The following is an 18037-nucleotide window of genomic DNA, read 5'->3' on the forward strand; positions in this document are numbered from 1 at the left end:
ATCGAATAGTATTCAATAAAGTTAAGTCAACAGTGAAAGGGTTAGGAGCACCGTATGGGCTTATTGGTCGATGGGCACTGGCAGGATAAATGGTATGATACAGCATCTAGCGGTGGACGCTTTGAGCGAGAAGATGCAGGCTTTAGAAATTGGGTAACGTTAGATGGTAGTGTTGGTCCATCGGGTCAAGGTGGCTTTCAAGCCGAAGCCAACCGTTATCATTTATATGTCTCTTTGGCATGTCCATGGGCAAATCGCACCACGATTTACCACAGGCTCAAAGGTCTAGAAGATATTATTTCGATGTCTGTGGTTCATCCTTTTATGGGCGATAAAGGGTGGACGTTTGCAGAGAGTGTAGGTGTTGTCGCTGACCCTATTATCAATGCAAGTTATTTATATGAAGTTTATCTCGCGGCAAAGCCAAATTATACGGGACGGGTGACAGTACCGGTATTATGGGATAAAAAGACCAATACCATCGTCAGCAATGAATCCGCTGAGATTATCCGTATGTTTAACTCAGCTTTTGATGGCGTTGGGGCAGTAGCTGGCGATTTTTTACCATCCGATGCAATAATAGACATTGATGAGATAAATACGTTTGTTTATGATGCTATCAATAATGGCGTCTATAAAGCTGGTTTTGCGAGCAGGCAAGCTGCTTATACAGAAGCGGTCGTTGCGCTATTCGCTGCGCTAGATACGTTAGAGACGCGCTTGGCAGACCAACGTTACTTAATAGGTAACACAATAACTGAGGCGGATTGGCGCTTATTCACGACCTTAGTGCGTTTTGATGCCGTTTATGTCGGACACTTTAAATGTAATATTCGCCGCATCATTGATTATCCCAATCTTTGGGGCTATCTGCGTGATTTGTATCAAGTACCGGGTATTAAAGGCACCGTGAATATGGAACATATCAAAGCGCATTATTACACCAGCCACACAACGATTAATCCAACTGGAGTGATACCGGCTGGTCCTATTATTGACTTTGATAAGCCGCATGGGCGAGCACATTTATCGAGTGCTATTTCATAAAATGCTGTTTGAGTTTTTAGGATAAAGAAATAAAAAACCGTACCCGCTGCTATAAAGTCGCGGGTACGGTTTTTTTAGTATAGTCGATCCTAAATAAAAGAAATACAAATATAATAAGGTACTACTGGGGTTAATTTTTCTTGCTTGCTGTGCCTACACAGACAGAGGCTGCGAATAATTAGCCCCAGTAGTTCTGTACCCTTTTAAAAGTGGATTAACTATATATAAAAATATGCTGAAATTAAGCGTTATTCAGCTGTCTTGCCGCTTCTAATGCAAAATAGGTCAAGATACCATCAGCGCCAGCACGGCGGAAGCCAATTAATGACTCTAAAATGACGGCATCAGTCAGCCAACCGTTTTGAATCGCTGCCATATGCATGGCATATTCACCAGAGACTTGGTATGCAAACGTTGGTACGCCAAAGGTATTTTTGACTTCACGGATTAAATCCAAGTATGGCTGACCCGGTTTAATCATCACCATATCCGCGCCTTCATTGATGTCCATGGCAACTTCGTGTAGCGCTTCAGCGCGATTACCAAAGTCCATCTGATACTGCTTCTTATGCCCACCTTTTAAGTTGCCAGCACTACCGACCGCATCACGGAATGGACCGTAATAAGCAGAAGCGTATTTTGCTGAATACGCCATGATAGCGGTATTCACAAAACCTTCGGCTTCAAAAGCATCACGCATGGCTTTGATACGACCATCCATCATATCGCTAGGGGATATGATGTCGGCACCGGCGCGGGCGTGAACCAATGCCTGCTTGACCAACACTTCAACCGTTGCATCGTTTACGACATAACCTGAGTCATCTAGCAAGCCATCTTGACCGTGTGAAGTATAAGGGTCCAATGCCACATCGGTCATGACGACCATCTCTGGCACAGCATCTTTGACCGCTTTTACCGCACGCGCAGTGAGAGCGTTTTCATCATAAGCAGACCTACCATCAGGGGTTTTTAGTGAATTATCAATCACTGGGAAGATATCGATAGTTGTGACGCCTTCGCTCAACAAGTCTTTGGCGTGCTTAATGAGCAGGTCTATCGACAAGCGCTCAACCCCCGGCATACTAGCGATTTGTTGGCGCTCGTTAGTACCTTCTAATACAAAAACGGGGGCGATAAAGTGCTTGGGATGCAGCTCAACTTCACGAATCATCGCCCGTATATTGTCGTTATAGCGCAGGCGACGTAGGCGAGTTTCAGGGAATTGGCGATTAAAAGTATAAGTCATATTGTTTCCTTATCTGAATGGCAATCACGGTTATTTTTGTAATTACTGAGATTTTTAATGAGGTTACTACTAAGGTTTTAAAAAGATACGTCACACAATGTCGATACTATACCCAATACCAGCTATGAAAAGCAAAAGCACTATCAAAAGCAAAAAGCCCTACCGACTTACTATAATGAGTCGGTAGGGCTGATTGTAGTTATCGACTATCAACGCGATAAAAGTACGTCACGCGCTTAGGGCTTTATAAAGATTTACGGCTCAATAATCTGCGTGACTGGTACTTGCTCGACACTGTTCTCTTTAAGCATAGTCTCTTCGGTGATTACACCGATAGCGGCATCAGTCTTGCCATCGTTATTGACATCGACTACAGCCGTTGGCTTAAAGGTCGATTTTTCTACTGGCTGTGCCTGTTTAATGGCGAGGGCTTCTTGAGCAGAAACCACACGCGCAGAACTTGCCGCATCGATAGCCTGAACCGCTTTTGCCTTGTTGCTATTGGTAGCTGCATTGACTACTTGTACCAGATTTCTATGTTGCGGTACAGGAATCACGGTTGGTACATCTAGATTGGCACCGCCACCCAACACTTGATAAAGCTCGATTTGGCTGATGATTTTCTGCAGCTCTAAATCCAAAATGCCTTGCTGTGTTGAAAATAACGAACGCTGCGCATCAAGAACGTCTAAATAGTTTGAGATACCTGCTTTAAATCGCGCATCAGCAATCTGATACGTTTGCTCAAAGTTGTCTTGCAAACGATACTGCGCCTCTAACTGCTCGCCCAAAGTTGCACGGGTGGCTAAGACATCCGACACTTCACGGAAAGCGGTTTGAATTGAGCGCTCATAGCCTGCAAGCGTTTGCTTACGCTCGATTTGTGCCACATCATAGTTGGCATCTAAACGACCAGCATCAAAGATAGGCACACTAACGCTTGGACCGAATGACCAGCCGACAGAACCACTTTTAAATAGGTCATTTAAACTGCCGCTGCTTAAGCCAATATTACTGGCCAAGCTGATAGAGGGGTAATAAGACGCGCGCGCCACTTCGATATTCGCACCAGCTGCTTTCAGATTATATTCTGCTTGCAACACATCAGGACGATAGCGTAGCAGCTCACTTGGCAAGCCAGCACTAAATACTTGCTGACTTGTGATATTACTGACCGCAGGCGTTGGAATCAGATTGGTTGGAATCGGTCCACCAACTAAAAACTGCAATGCATTACGTGATTTTAAAATACTGCTTTGGGCACGTAAAACGGCAAGTCGGGCATTTTCAAGTGAGGCGCTAGATTGCAAAGAGGGCAGCTTAGGATCAATACCAGCTTCAAAGCGTTTGCTAGCAATAAATAGCGATTTCTCACGGCTCTCTACAGTCGCCTCTGCCAGTTGTAGCTGCGCCAAGCTATAGCTCAAATTGGCATAGCTTTGAGCAATGTTGCTAATCAGACTGATCTGGGTCGCGTCTTTTGCCGCTGTCGTTGATAAAAAGTTCTGCAACGCTTGATCTTTTAAGCTGGCAATTTTACCCCAAAAGTCGAGCTCATAATTGGCAAGACCAAGGTTCACGCTATAAGCACCGCTAGAGTTTCTATCACGGTTATTTTGTGCTGAGCGAGTATAGCCACCACTGCCATCAATGCGAGGTAGATCATTGATATCAGTAATTTGATATTGTGCACGGGCTTTTTCAATTGCTAAACGAGCACTTTCAAAGTCTTTATTGTTTTGAAGACCTAGAGCAATCAGACCCTTTAACCGCTCGTCGCTGTAAAAGTTCTGCCAGCGTTGACTAGCAAGACTGCCTTGCTCAGCGCTACTAACAGTTTCTTTATCAAACGCACCATAGGTTTGTTCGATCGGAATATTAGGCACCGCCAATATAGGACGTGTATCAGCCTTTGGAATGGTATTACAAGCCGCCATGCTGAATGCCAAAGCCGTTAAGCCAAGAAAACGGCCACTGTTTTGGCGAACGCGGGCAGTCAAAGAGACTGCCTTAGTTGCTGAGTTGGGGGTAACAAAATAACGTAAACTCATTGTGTATTATCTCCAAAGCTTGCAGGCTGAGCGCTCTTAGAAAGCGTCATGTTTTGCATATCGTCGTCAACGTGTGTGATCGGTGGTTCATTATACTCTGTTGGTCCAGCAGGACTGTCTGGATTATCAGGGTTAGAGCCGCCAGGCGTACTGCCACCATTATTTGGCTTGTTGTTCTCATACTTGTGAGGGAACACACTGCGTATCCAGATATAGAACATCGGAATAAAGAAGATGCCTAGTAATGTTGCAGAGACAACACCACCGACCACACTGGTACCAATGGCATTTTGACTGCCTGAACCTGGACCGCTCGCCAAGAATAATGGCACAACACCTAGACCAAAGGCAAGTGAGGTCATGATAATGGGGCGCAGACGTTGGCGTGCTGCTGTCATGACTGCCTCTTTTAGACTATAGCCTTCCTCTTGATGCTCTTTAGCGAACTCGATAATCAAGATGGCGTTTTTGGCCGATAGACCAACCACCGTCAGTAGACCTACTTGCAGGTAAATATCGTTGGCGAAACCTCGTAACCACGTAAATATGACTGCCCCTAATACCCCAAGTGGAATGACCAGTAGGACAGAGAAGGGAATAGACCAGCTTTCATAGAGGGCTGCCAAACATAAGAACACGACTAAGATTGAAAGTGCGTAGAGCATCGGTGCTTGAGCGCCTGACTTTTGCTCTTCTAGTGACATACCTGTCCACTCGTAACCGATACCTTCAGGTAGCTTTTCGATCATCGCTTCCATCGAGCTCATCGCTTCACCAGTACTTAGACCGGGCGCAGCACTGCCTTGGATGTTCATAGACGGTAAGCTGTTGTAGCGGGTCAGACGTGGTGAGCCTGATTGCCATTCACTGGTCGAAAAAGCATTAAATGAGATCATATCGCCCATTTCATTTCGTACGTACCATTTACCAATATCATCCGGATTGGTGCGGCTACTCGCTTCACCTTGAACAAAGACGCGTTTAATACGGCCACGATCAATGAAGTCATTAACGTAGCTTGAGCCCCAAGCGGTGGAGATAACGCTATTGATATTACCTAGTGACAAGCCATAAGCGGCGGCTTGCTCTTGGTTGATATTCACCTTAAGCTGCGGTGAGTCTTCCTGACCGTTAGGACGTACACCAGCGACTTGCTCGTTTTGCGCTGCCATGCCTAGCAGCATGTTTCGTGCTTCAAGTAGCCCATCATGACCAAGGTTACCATTATCTTGGAGCATCAAATCAAAACCGCTGGCGTTACCAAGTTCGGTAATGGCTGGCGGTACAATCGCAAAAACTTGCGCTTCATTTAATTGGGTAAAGAAGTAACCCATTGCTCGACCAGCAACAGCCTGAGCGGTGTTCTCATCACCGGAACGCGCTTCCCAATCTGACAGGCGAACGAATGCCAGTCCCATATTTTGCCCTTGACCTGCAAAGCTGAAGCCTGCAATGGTAAAGACGGAGGCAATGTTATCGGTTTCTTGAGTGTCGTAATAGTTTCTTACTTTATCGAGCACTTCTTGTGTTTCATCTAACGTCGAACCGGAAGGAAGCTGAACCAAGGTAAACATAATACCTTGATCTTCTTCTGGTAAAAATGAGCCGGGAATACGTAAGAATACCACCACCATGACGCCAATAATGGCCGCATAACCAATCAAATATAACCATTTGAAGCGAAAGCTTTTACCGACAAAGCCTTCGTATGAACGACTAAGCTTAAAGAATGAGCGGTTAAACCAGCCAAAAAAGCCTTTTTGCTTTTCTTCGTTGCCTTTTTCATGGCTCTTGCCACGTTTTAATAAGGTCACGCATAGCGCAGGGGTGAAAACAAGGGCGACAATGGCTGATAACACCATAGCAGTAATCAAAGTAATGGAGAACTGACGGTAAATTACGCCCGTTGAACCACCGAAGAAGGCCATCGGTACAAATACTGCTGATAGAATCAAAGCAATACCGATAACAATCTTACTAATCTCACCCATCGATTGAATGGTCGCGTCTTTAATAGAAATATGAGGATCTTCTTCTAAGATACGTTCAACGTTCTCTACCACAACGATCGCATCATCGACCAGTAGACCGATGGACAGTACCATCGCAAACATGGTCAGCACGTTGATACTAAAGCCTGCTACATAAAGCACTGCAAACGTGCCCAATAAAACGACAGGTACGGCAAGCGTCGGAATAATAGTTGCACGCCAGTTCTGTAAGAAAATGAACATGACGATAAATACCAACACAATCGCCTCAATGAGGGTCATGACGACTTGTTCGATAGACAAGCGTACGAATGGCGTGGTGTCATAAGGAACGACTGAGGCTAGACCAATTGGGAAGTTTTTTTCTAGCTCAGCCATACGTGCGCCAACGGCTTCACGAGTCTCAAGCGCGTTAGCACCACCTGCGAGTGAAATACCCAAAGCGGCAGCTTCTTGACCGTTATATAGCGATACTACACTATAGTCTGCACTACCGATTTCGACATCTGCCACATCGCCTAAGCGTACTTGTGCGCCTGAGGTATCTGTTTTTAACAGAATATTTTGGAATTCTTCAGGTGTTTGTAGATAGCTTTGCACTGTAACGGTGGCATTGATAACCTGTTGATCGGTATCAGCAGGTGCTTGACCTAGCTGACCAGCAGATACTTGCGCGTTCTGCGCTCGTATTGCATTGACGACATCAGACGGTACCATGTTATAGCTGCGTAGGCGTGAAGGGTCAAGCCATACACGCATCGCATAGGTAGAACCGAAGACTTGAACTTCACCCACACCTTCTACACGACTGATCGAATCGACGACATTGGAGTTAATATAATCGGCAATATCCGCTCGATCCATAGTGCCATCTTCAGAAATAAATGCTTGCACCATCAAAAAGCTGCTAGACGATTTATTGACGTTGACGCCCTGACGCTGAACAGACTCAGGCAAGGAGCTCATCGCTGCTTGCAGTTTATTCTGTACTTGTACTTGTGCGGTATCAGAATCAGTACCATTCTCAAAGGTAAGCGTCACTGAGGCGCTACCATTTGACGAGCTCGATGACGACATATACATCAGACCATCAAGACCCTTCATACGTTGTTCAATGATCTGTATGACTGAGTTCTCGACAGTTTGTGCGTTAGCACCAGGATAGCTGGCACTGACTGAGATGGTCGGTGGTGCAATACGTGGATACTGCTCGATCGGTAGGTTAATAACCGATATTATCCCGATAAGCATGACTAAAATAGCCATCACCCATGCAAAAATAGGGCGATCAATAAAAAAACGTGACATAGTAAATCCCTAAGTCTTCCTAGCTTTGAATGGAATTATTTGGCGGCTGATTGTGCAGCTTGCTGCGGTGTTTTGGCAGCAGCTTCTTTTGCAGCAGGCGCAGGGTTTGGATTTTCTAATGGCTTCGCAATAACCTCTTGTTCAGGCTTCACTTTTGCGCCGCCGATAATCACGACTTTGTCGCCAGCTTGAAGACCGTCAGTGACTACCCATTGTCCTTGATAAGTACCATTAATCGTGACCGGACGAACTTGGATTTTGTTGTGTTCATCGACGATATAGACTTGCGTTTCACTCTTAGGTGTACGTGTGACTGCGCTTTGCGGAATTAATGCCGCATTGGTAATGACGCTTTGAGTTAAGCGCGCAGTGACATACATACCGGGTAATAAGATATTGCTGTTATTTGGGAAGATGGCACGTAAGGTCACTGCCCCTGTTGATTCATCGACTTTCGCCTCTGACAATGCCAACTCGCCACGTACAGGATAGGTTGAACCATCCTCTAACACCAATTCAACTGAGTTCATGCCAGTTTTTGCTTTGCCGGCAGAGATCTGCTGACGCAATTTAAGCAGTTCAGAAGATGATTGACTGATATCGACATAGATAGGATCTAGGCGTGAGATAGTTACTAAAGGAGTAGGTTGACCTGAGCTAACCAATGTACCGGCAGTAACGCTAGAGCGATCTGTACGACCTGAGATAGGTGCACGTACGATGGTACGATTGAGATCTAAAGTGCTCGCTTGCAAGCCAGCCTTCGCTGTTTGGATACCTGCTTTTGCGCTTTCAATACCGGCTTGTGATTGACCGATAGCAGCATTGGCGCTTTGGACAGCTGCTTGTGCAGTACGCACAGCGGTTTGTGCTTGATCGTATTGCTGCTTTGAGATGGCATCAATAGCCACCAAACCTTGCAGACGTTGCAAATCATTTTGTGCTTGTGATAATGACGCTTGACGGCTGGCCAAATCCGCTTTTGCATTGGCATTATTAGCCAATGCCGTCTGATAGTTGGCTTCTGCTTGGGCTATTGCTGCCTGACCACTGGTAATAGACGTCGCATAGTTATCCGTATTAATGCGATATAAAGGTTGACCTTTTTTGACGTTGCTGCCCTCACGGAACAACACTTCGTCGATAATTCCATTCACCTGTGGGCGGACATCAGCGGTTTGATAAGCCGCTGTACGTCCAGCAAAAGTCTGTACTTGTGGCACAGTACCAAAAGTAACAGTCTGAACGTTGACGACGGAGGGCGGCATTTGTTGCTGTGCCGCCGCCGCGTCGCCAGCGGCATCCTCTTTTTTGTCACAGCCAACCAGTACAGCTCCAGATAGTACAGTTGCTATTACAAGCGCAAGATAAGAGTGCTTCATCAATGTCCTCGGCAATATAAATATCATATAATAATAAATAGTGACAATATAAAAAGTTTATGGATACATCTTAACGTAGAAAATATAAAAAACTATTAGGCATTTATCGTTATCACAGTACATCGAATGATCAATAACCGGATAAGTAAATTTAATAAGAGATTATAAACTATAGGGTATACCCCACAGTCAAGGCGAAAAAAACCGTTTCTGGCGGCTATCATTGCCGTTTATGATAATAAAAGATTAGAACCTATTGAAAACACAAGCATTACGCTAAAAATGAAGGGCAAAATTTACATTGTCTAGTCAGTGATAACATTGTTAAATTTTGTTTATTTAAAAAATATAGAAGTGCATTATTAATAAAGGGAGACACATAAGAAGCAATATTTAGTCTGTTCAGAAAAACATTGCTATAGCAATAATTAAGTAAAAATTTAGCAATAAAAACATTTAACTGCTTATATCAATATAAGCAGTATCGATTTGAGTCTTATCAATGTAATAGCAATATAAATAGTAACTAAGCGTTGTTATTTGATAATTATAATAAGCGAGCGCTGGCAAGTTCAGTCAACTGGTATAGGCCCTGACGATAGCGATTATTCGGCAAACTGCTGAGTGCTTGTTGGGCAAGCTTGGTTTCTTCTAAAGCCCGCTGTTTACAATAATCTAGTGAGCCTGAATGGCGTACTAAGGCGATTAACTGTTCTGCATTGGGTGTTTTGCCCGTTTGGACGGCGATACGCAGCTGCTCATAGCCTTCTTTGTTGCTGTCTTTGAGTAGTTCGAGTGCTTTAATAGTAGGTAGGGTAGGTTTGCCTTCAGCTAGATCATCGCCGAGATTTTTACCCATCAGCGCACTATCGCCACTGTAATCAAGCACGTCATCGACAATTTGAAAAGCATTGCCAAAGTGCTGACCAAAATCAGCCAATGCTTGCAAATGCTGCGTTTGACCTTGCAAAATCGCAGCGCCTTGAGTTGCCATCATAAATAACCGTGAAGTCTTACCATCGATGATATTGAGGTAATCTTGCTCAGTTGCTTCAGGATTATGCTGATGCTGCAGTTGTAATACTTCACCTTCAGCAATATCACAAGTACCGTCTGAAAACACTTGTAATAGTGGCAAGCTTTGAAAGCCCACTAACAAATTAAAAGCACGAGCAATTAGATAGTCACCGACCAAGACAGCTGTTGCATTATCCCAAGTGGCATTGGCAGTAGGCTTACCACGGCGCTGTCCTGATTCATCAATCACATCATCATGTACCAAAGTTGCCGTATGCAGCATCTCAGTAATCGCTGCCAAATGCATGGCTTGCTTCGATGGCTCATCATTAAGCATTCGCGCGCATAACAAGGTAATTAATGGGCGCATACGTTTGCCGCCAGCGTTAATCACGTGCTGTGAGACATTCATCACCAGCTTAACTTTGGAATTAAGGCTGCCAAACACTTGTTTGTCCATAATATCGAAATCATCAGCCACAATGCTCTGGATATCAGCATAGGTTGGTGTAGACGATAGATTGACTGATGGCGCGGTAGACAATGGCGCAGCGGTTTTAGATAAAGGAGTACAAGTCATAATAGATAATCATACCAATAAAAATAAAGAATATTTTAATAGCGATACTTTTAATAGTGATACTTAGCAAAGCCAGCGTTTTATGCATGATAGCATAGCTGTCTAGTGATATTGTTGATTTAAGTATAGCAAAATGCGATACGGCGCTTGAGGTTCAGGCGAATATTACAGCGTCTATTATGGTGAAAATCAGCAAATCACTGGTAAGTAGCTATTAGCAGCTAAGCGGAATAAACAACGATGACTAATGAATAGATACTTATTACATGTCTATTTACAAAAAACTGTAAGTATCTGATTAGATAAGCTATAATAGCCGCTGTTGGATTTTAACCACTATCTCTGCGTGTTATTAGGCGGGTCTATATTAATAGCGATATACATTGCGCTGATTAATCAATGACATTGTGTCTGATACGAGTATAGATTTTTGGTATCACCACCATACAAAAACAAGAGGTGCGGCTTGCTTTTATCAGCAAAAAGCCGTAAAATCTTGCCTTTAATTTTTCCCTGTCGTGTTCGTCGTCGAAGTGTTGGTATGATATCAGCCACGGCACACGGGTTAAACGGAGTCATACAATGTACGCAGTAATAAAAACTGGTGGTAAACAGCACCGTGTAGTCGTTAATGAATTGCTTAAAGTTGAATTACTTAAAGCAGAAACAGGCGAAACAATCAAATTTGAAGATGTGTTGATGATTGTTGATGGTGAAACTGTCAAGATCGGTCAGCCTATCGTTGAAGGCGCTAGTGTTGAAGTTGAAGTTGTTGAGCATGGTCGCGGCGAAAAAATCCGTATCGTCAAGCACAACCGTCGTAAGCATTATCACAAAGAGCAAGGTCACCGCCAATGGTATACCTTGTTAAAAATCAAAGCGATTAATGCTTAATTAACGATTGTCAGTTTATTGATGATTAATAACGCACTAAAAGCTTAAGAGTTGTCGCATTAGCGATAAGTCACATTAACAAGGAGATTTTCTCATGGCACATAAAAAAGCTGCCGGTTCAAGCCGTAACGGTCGTGATTCAAACCCAAAAATGCTAGGCGTAAAAATCTTTGGCGGTCAAGCCATCATCGCTGGTAACATCATCGTTCGTCAACGTGGTACAGAATTCCACGCCGGCGAAGGCGTTGGCATGGGTCGTGACCATACTTTATTTGCACTAAATGACGGTGTGGTAAAGTTTGCGACCAAAGGTAAATTTAACCGTCGTTATGTGATGGTTGAAAGCGCCTAGTTGCCCATCTAGATTGTTTTATCTCTTAGATAAAATAATTTGATGACTAAAAAAGCCCTTATTACCGTTTGGTAGTAGGGGTTTTTTATGCTTATAAGCTTATGTTAACCACTGATTAAAACGGTTAAAACTACGATAAAGGCTATTTATTACTTTGTAACTGTTGTATTTACAAGCCTGTATGCCAGCAGTAGTAATGATTGCAAATCATGACTAGGCGCGTAATAAAAAAACTGGCACACTGTCCTCATTGTTTTATCACACCGGTTTTGTACTCGTATGATAAACATTTACCGAAAACAAAAATTTGATAAAACGTTTTATTTTTATGCTATTTTGCATTTTTAGAGAGGATTTATAATGACTTTACTGACTAATCAATCGACTAAACAGACAACAACGCTAAAACAAAAGATGATGGGCGGAGCATTGGCAGGCGTCTTAATGACTACGCTTGGCGTCGCAGCGCCTATGATGGCGATAACGCAATCGGCGACAGCAGCGCCAGCTGATAATATAACGGCAGCTAAGCGTTTAAACAAGCTGTTGACCAATACTAAGAGCATGACGGCCAACTTTAGCCAGACGACTAAGGGCGCTAATAGTGGTACGTTCAGTGGTACCATGAGTGTGCAACGTCCAAATAATTTCCGCTGGGAAACCAAGTCACCGTCAGAGCAGCTGATTGTGGCAAATGGTAGCTCGATGTGGGTTTATGATAAGGACTTGGAGCAAGCTACTAAACAAAACGTAGACAGCCAAGTGGGTAATACGCCAGCGCTATTACTCTCAGGTGATCCAAGTAAAATCGATAAGAACTTTAAAATCACCCAGCCGTATGCCAATAAAAACTACTATGTGCTGTATCCAAAGTCAGATAGTGCCAGTTTTAAGAGCTTGTCAATGAGCTTTAGCGGTGGCAAGCCTGTGATGATGGTATTAAATGACAGTTTGGGACAGACTACTTCTATTAAGTTTAGCGGTATCAAAATGAACCCAAGCATTAGCAGCAATCAGTTCAAGTTTACGCCGCCAAAAGGTGTTGATATTATCAACCAGTAGAAGTGATCAGCGTTTTATTCATTAAACTAGCTGATTAGAATAATAAAAAAGGACATACCTAATAGGTGTGTCCTTTTTTATTGAGCAGGAGTATTTTATCGGATTTATTTAAGAGGATGCTCTAATACTGTCTATCTCTGGCATGGGCGGTAGCTCATCTAAATGGCTCAATCCAAAAGCATCTAAGAATTGAGACGTAGTATGCAGTAATGCCGGACGCCCCAAAGTATCTTTATAACCATTTTCTTCAATCCAGCCTTTATCAAACAATTGACGCAATATGTTGCTCGATAGCGTCACGCCGCGCACATGTTCTATATCGCTACGGGTTACCGGTTGCTTGTAGGCGATAACGCTCAAAGTTTCTAGCAAGGCTTGGCTGAGACGTTCTTGACGCTGCGGAAAGACACTCTGTATTAAGGCACTATGGCTATCAGCGATTTGCAAGCGATAACCACTGGCAGTATGATGCAAACTTAATACGCCAAGATTTAAGCGTTGCTTTAGCAGTTCTAGTGCCTGCTCTAACTTATTAGTCGTTAAGAACAAGTGTTTTTTTAAGTGATTAGTAGTTAAGGGTGCTTCTGAAGCATGAAGTAAAACTTCAATCTGTTTACTTATGTCTTCAATAGATAGTAGGTGGTCCTTAGGGTCGTCTATATCTGCCATTTCAATATAATCTTCTTCAGTTTAATGATTTTAGACTTACTATAGAGCCAGTTAGGATTATGCTAACCATTCTAACGTCAATTTTCCGAGTAAATCGTTATGAGTGGGCAGGCTGCTATCAGCGTTATTTGCTGTGTTAACACGACTGTCCGTACTATTAGCAACCACACTAATCAGTTGGCGCTTGATTAATTCAAGCACCGCGACAAAGCTGACCACCACACCTATTTTTCCTTGGGCTTTATCTAATAGTTCATAAAAAGGACGCGCGCCGTCCATACTCAGTTGGCGACTGATACTAGCGATACGATCAGCAAGTGGCACAGCATCGACCTTGATGCTATGCATCTGATAGTCGGGTTGCAGCTGCATCTTAAACAAGCTATCAATCAATACAGTAGGTGAATAGCTTGGTAGCTCAGCATTCATAATGTCTTGGCTTGGCATACTGACCATCGCCAAAAACACATCGCGCTCAAGTCGAATTAAATTGTCTAAACGTTGACTGGCAGCTTTGACTTGGGCGTATTCTTCAAGACGCTCAATCAGCTCAGCTTTTGGATCGCGCTCATCGGTAGGCGTTTCTGGTTTAGGAAGTAACAACTCAGTCTTGATCGCAATCAAGGTTGATGCCATTAGTAGATAGTCACCGGCCAACTCAAAATGATTGGTGTCCAATTCACTGATATAAGCCAAATACTGCTCTGTAATCGGTAATATCGGCATTTGTGTCAAATCGACATTGTTTTTCTTAACCAAATACAATAAAAAGTCTAATGGCCCTGCAAACTGCTCAAGCCAAATAGCAAACGCTTGTGGCGGCACATACAGATCTTCTGGCAAATGCTGTACAGGCGTCTGATAGATACGCAGAGACATATCATGAATCTCTGCGCTAGACTCAATTAATCGCTTACTTTGCATGATAGCAATCTATGGTCATCATAAATAATAATTTACTTAAGTTTGGCAAGTGGGCGGATACCAATAGCGCGGCGGGTCTTATCTAGTTGCTTACGACTATGACGGCGGGCTTTTTCTGCACCCATCTGTAGGATTTCTTCTAGCTCTTTTGGATTTGCCATCAGTTCCTCATAACGTGCGCGGAATGGGGCAACTTCATCATTGATTTTATCAAACAACGCTTGTTTGGCATCGCCCCAGCCAATACCAGCGGCAAACTGCGCACGCATATCGGCAATCTCAGTAGGCGTTGCAAAGGCTTTGTAAATCTCGAAAATAGCAGAGTCATCAGGGTCTTTTGGCTCAGCAGGCAACTGCGAGTTGGTGACGATCTTCATGATGGCTTTATGCATCTGCTTTTCAGCGCTAACTTGTGGATTTAGATCACCAAATAGAGGAATGGTATTGCTATAGCTCTTACTCATTTTACGCCCGTCAAGACCTGTGAGTAGTGGGATATCGTCATCTACAACAGCAGATGGTAGCGTAAACAGTGGCTTATAGCGATGATTAAAAGTACCGGCAATATCACGAGCCATCTCGATATGCTGAATTTGGTCACGACCAACAGGCACATGCGTAGCATTGAACATCAAGATATCGGCTGCCATCAGTACCGGATAGCCGAACAGCCCCATGTTAATACCTTGATCGGGATCAACATCTTCCTTTTCCATATTGATATCGACTGACGCTTTATAAGCGTGCGCACGATTCATGAGACCTTTTGCACATGAGCAGTTCAATATCCAAGCAAGTTCTGGGATTTCAGGCACATCTGATTGACGATAAAAAGTCACGCGCTCAGGGTCAAGACCGCAGGCAATCCAAGTTGCTGCAATGGCTTTAGTCGATTCATGAATAATATCAGGGTCATAACAACCAATAATACCGTGATAATCTGCTAAAAAGAAAAATGCTTCGTCGTCACTGTTTTGGATAGACTGAATCGCTGGACGAATCGCACCAACGTAATTACCCAGATGTAGGGTGCCAGTCGGTTTGATACCAGTAAGGATGCGTTTGGCTGCTGCTGAGCTATTAATAGTAGGTTGGCCGTCAGAAATCTGATTATTACTCATGGGAAATCCGTTATTTATTGATCAAATTATTATAAATTTATGGTTATTTATCTGCTGATAATAGCAAAAAATATTAGCTGTAAATTATAGCAAATTTTGACAGTGATTTTCGTGGGAATAAAAGCTTACTTATAGATATCTCTACGACCTTCGGGACCATTTTTAAAACGGCGATGGAACCACATCCACTGAGTGGGATCAATACGAATCAAGCCCTCTAGTACTTCATTAACGCGAGTAGCGTCAGCCACTTCGTTATCACTTGGATAGTTCTCCAGCTCTGGCGTAATCGTCAGATGATAATGGGGGCGTTTGCCACGTGGCAAATTATCTGGCGTCTGTCGATAAGTATGCAGCGCCATTACGGCTGGTGGATGCACTTTATTGCCTAAGGTTGCCAATCGCCGCGTTGCCGTCAGAGTTGCTGCTGGTACGCCAAAGAATGGCGCCATGACCCCTTGTTTTAAACCGTAATCTTGATCCGGTGAATACCAAATCACACGACCCTTTTTAAGAGAGCTAACAAGGCTACGCATATCACGGTTGGAGATTTGTTTACTCAGAATACTTGTGCGCCCATTATAAATAAACCAATCAAGCAATGCGTTATTTTGCGGACGATACATACCATCCATTGGGAAGAACTGGGTACAGAGCATACCGCCTAGATCAAGCATCGTATAATGGGCACCCAATAAGATGACCGCGTGACCCTCATTTTGTGCATTAACAAGGTGCTGTAACCCTGAGATAGACACTGTACGGGTAAAAACATTCGGACGGAACCAAGCGCATAAGGTTTCAAATACACCAATGCCTTGATTGACAAAGACTTGCTTTGCCATGAGCTCACGTTCCACTTCTGGCTTTTCTGGAAATGCCAGTTTGAGGTTAATTAAGGTATCACGGCGGCGTGAGCCTACGACAGTATAGATTAAAATACCAAGCTTACGCCCGAGCCAAAATTGCCACCGTAACGGTAGATAAATCAGCGGCAAAAAAATAGCAAATAATAACCAAATACCCCAATATTTAGGCATTAAAAACTGCCATTCAAAAGGTTTCTTTTCTGCTTGATCGGTCTGCTTATGCGTTTGGGTAATCGTCGGTGTGCCAACAGGTAGAGCCGGAGACTTAGCAGGCGGCTGTATACTTGGTGGCAGCATGCTGCTCTTTGAGGCAGGTTTGCTAGGATCGTATTGTTCAGGCGCTTTCATAAGACTGTTACTAGTAATGAAAAGTTATGATTATGATGGGGTAGTAAGCGAGACTTTGCAAGTTGATTTATCCTTTGTTAAGACAGATTTATAGGCAAGATAGTTATATATGAAAATCGTTTTTTATAAAAGCATCAGGCATAAAAAAACCTTATAAGCTGCGGACAGCTTATAAGGTTTTGCAAATCTATTCTTCTATTTAATGCTGCAGCTGTTGCTCTGAGATAAAGACAACAGTTGCAGAAATATAAGAGATAGCTTTGATTAACGTTTTGAGAATTGTGGACGTTTACGTGCTTTACGTAGACCCAATTTCTTACGTTCAACTTGACGTGAATCACGAGTAACAAAGCCAGCTGCTTTTAGAGCAGGTTTGTTAGATTCGTCAAGCTCAATCAATGCACGCGTAATGCCGTGACGGATTGCGCCAGCTTGACCACTAATACCGCCGCCTTTTACAGTGATGTAAAGGTCATAAGCAGTAGGGGTGTCAAGTAATTCTAAAGGCTGACGAACAACCATGCGCGACGTTTCGCGACTGAAATACTCATCAAGTGGTTTGCCGTTAACGACGATGCTACCAGTACCTTTCGCTAAAAAGACACGAGCGGTAGAAGTTTTGCGGCGACCAGTTCCGTAATTGCGTTCCATAAGTGTATCCTTAGATGTCTAGTGCTTTAGGTTGCTGTGCTTCATGTGGATGTTCAGTACCCGCATAAAGTTTCAGCTTCTTGATCATCGCATAGCCAAGAGGACCTTTTGGAAGCATACCCTTAACCGCTTTGTGTAGAACATCTTCAGGCTTATGTGCAAGCAGTTTACTGAAGTTGGTTTCTTTAATACCACCTGGGTAGCCACTGTGACGATAGTACTTTTTATCTTGCGCTTTTTTACCCGTTACCGTGATTTTGTCAGCGTTGATGACAACAATAAAGTCACCAGTGTCAACGTGCGGCGTAAAAGATGGCTTATGCTTGCCACGTAAGCGAGTAGCAATTTGAGTGGCTAAGCGACCAAGGGTTTTGCCGTCAGCATCTACGACATACCAGTCATGGGTCACTTCAGCTGGTTTTGCACTAAGTGTTTTCATGATAAAACCTTAAAATTAGAATTCGTTGAGAGTTTAGCTGGGAACGGGGCTCTCAAAAAACAGACTGCACATTATAAGCAGTA

At 43.5% G+C, this 18037-nt stretch carries 15 protein-coding genes; 4 read left to right on the plus strand and 11 right to left on the minus strand.

What is annotated here, in order from left to right; genetic code table 11:
• The first annotated feature begins 54 nt into the window (after positions 1–54).
• Positions 55–1047, plus strand: a complete 993-nt coding sequence (locus tag OEG80_RS04000) for a glutathione S-transferase family protein (RefSeq protein WP_263241873.1) — start codon at positions 55–57, stop codon at positions 1045–1047.
• Positions 1048–1288: 241 nt separating this feature from the next.
• On the opposite strand, the gene hemB is transcribed toward OEG80_RS04000, so the two are convergent.
• From hemB to OEG80_RS04025, 5 genes are all read right to left on the minus strand, one after another.
• The gene (hemB, locus tag OEG80_RS04005; RefSeq protein ID WP_133104399.1) at positions 1289–2296 is read right to left on the minus strand and encodes a porphobilinogen synthase; all 1008 of its coding nucleotides are present in this window, start codon (positions 2294–2296) and stop codon (positions 1289–1291) included.
• A gap of 254 nt (positions 2297–2550) precedes the next feature.
• The gene (locus tag OEG80_RS04010; protein ID WP_263241875.1) at positions 2551–4347 is read right to left on the minus strand and encodes an efflux transporter outer membrane subunit; all 1797 of its coding nucleotides are present in this window, start codon (positions 4345–4347) and stop codon (positions 2551–2553) included.
• Complete coding sequence (locus OEG80_RS04015) at positions 4344–7646, minus strand: efflux RND transporter permease subunit (protein WP_263241876.1); 3303 nt, start codon at positions 7644–7646, stop codon at positions 4344–4346. The genes OEG80_RS04010 and OEG80_RS04015 overlap by 4 nt, the downstream gene beginning before the upstream one ends.
• Positions 7647–7681: 35 nt before the next feature.
• Positions 7682–9028, minus strand: a complete 1347-nt coding sequence (locus OEG80_RS04020; protein WP_263241878.1) for an efflux RND transporter periplasmic adaptor subunit — start codon at positions 9026–9028, stop codon at positions 7682–7684.
• 547 nt (positions 9029–9575) lie between these two features.
• On the minus strand, positions 9576–10505 hold the full coding sequence (locus OEG80_RS04025) for a polyprenyl synthetase family protein (RefSeq protein ID WP_263242463.1): 930 nt from the start codon (positions 10503–10505) through the stop codon (positions 9576–9578).
• Between the two features lie 702 nt (positions 10506–11207).
• Between OEG80_RS04025 and rplU the strand changes: the two genes are divergently transcribed.
• The 3 genes from rplU to lolA all read left to right on the plus strand — a co-directional run bounded on the left by rplU (position 11208) and on the right by lolA (position 12933).
• The gene (rplU, locus tag OEG80_RS04030; protein WP_011280837.1) at positions 11208–11519 is read left to right on the plus strand and encodes a 50S ribosomal protein L21; all 312 of its coding nucleotides are present in this window, start codon (positions 11208–11210) and stop codon (positions 11517–11519) included.
• A 94-nt stretch (positions 11520–11613) separates the two neighbouring features.
• Positions 11614–11871: a 50S ribosomal protein L27 gene (gene rpmA, locus OEG80_RS04035; protein WP_263241880.1), complete on the plus strand. Its 258-nt coding sequence runs from the start codon at positions 11614–11616 to the stop codon at positions 11869–11871.
• A gap of 360 nt (positions 11872–12231) precedes the next feature.
• Positions 12232–12933, plus strand: coding sequence for an outer membrane lipoprotein chaperone LolA (lolA, locus tag OEG80_RS04040; RefSeq protein ID WP_149409638.1), 702 nt, complete (start codon positions 12232–12234; stop codon positions 12931–12933).
• 108 nt (positions 12934–13041) lie between these two features.
• Here lolA and scpB read toward each other — a convergent pair whose 3' ends face one another.
• From scpB to rplM, 6 genes are all read right to left on the minus strand, one after another.
• Complete coding sequence (gene scpB, locus OEG80_RS04045) at positions 13042–13602, minus strand: SMC-Scp complex subunit ScpB (protein ID WP_133104404.1); 561 nt, start codon at positions 13600–13602, stop codon at positions 13042–13044.
• 57 nt (positions 13603–13659) lie between these two features.
• Positions 13660–14526 (minus strand): segregation and condensation protein A, encoded by an 867-nt coding sequence (locus OEG80_RS04050; protein WP_263241882.1) that lies wholly within the window; start codon positions 14524–14526, stop codon positions 13660–13662.
• Between the two features lie 32 nt (positions 14527–14558).
• Positions 14559–15647: a tryptophan--tRNA ligase gene (gene trpS / locus OEG80_RS04055; RefSeq protein ID WP_263241885.1), complete on the minus strand. Its 1089-nt coding sequence runs from the start codon at positions 15645–15647 to the stop codon at positions 14559–14561.
• A 125-nt stretch (positions 15648–15772) separates the two neighbouring features.
• The gene (locus OEG80_RS04060; protein WP_442792451.1) at positions 15773–16864 is read right to left on the minus strand and encodes an LpxL/LpxP family acyltransferase; all 1092 of its coding nucleotides are present in this window, start codon (positions 16862–16864) and stop codon (positions 15773–15775) included.
• 264 nt (positions 16865–17128) lie between these two features.
• A complete protein-coding gene (rpsI, locus tag OEG80_RS04065; RefSeq protein WP_011514071.1) occupies positions 17129–17515 on the minus strand; it encodes a 30S ribosomal protein S9 in 387 nt (128 codons plus the stop codon).
• Positions 17516–17525: 10 nt separating this feature from the next.
• Positions 17526–17954 carry a 50S ribosomal protein L13 gene (gene rplM, locus OEG80_RS04070; protein WP_010199223.1) on the minus strand — a complete coding sequence of 143 codons (429 nt, stop codon included), beginning with the start codon at positions 17952–17954 and terminating at the stop codon, positions 17526–17528.
• Between the last annotated feature and the right edge of the window lie 83 nt (positions 17955–18037).

It is taken from the genome of Psychrobacter sp. SC65A.3, assembly GCF_025642195.1.
Lineage (GTDB): Bacteria > Pseudomonadota > Gammaproteobacteria > Pseudomonadales > Moraxellaceae > Psychrobacter > Psychrobacter cryohalolentis.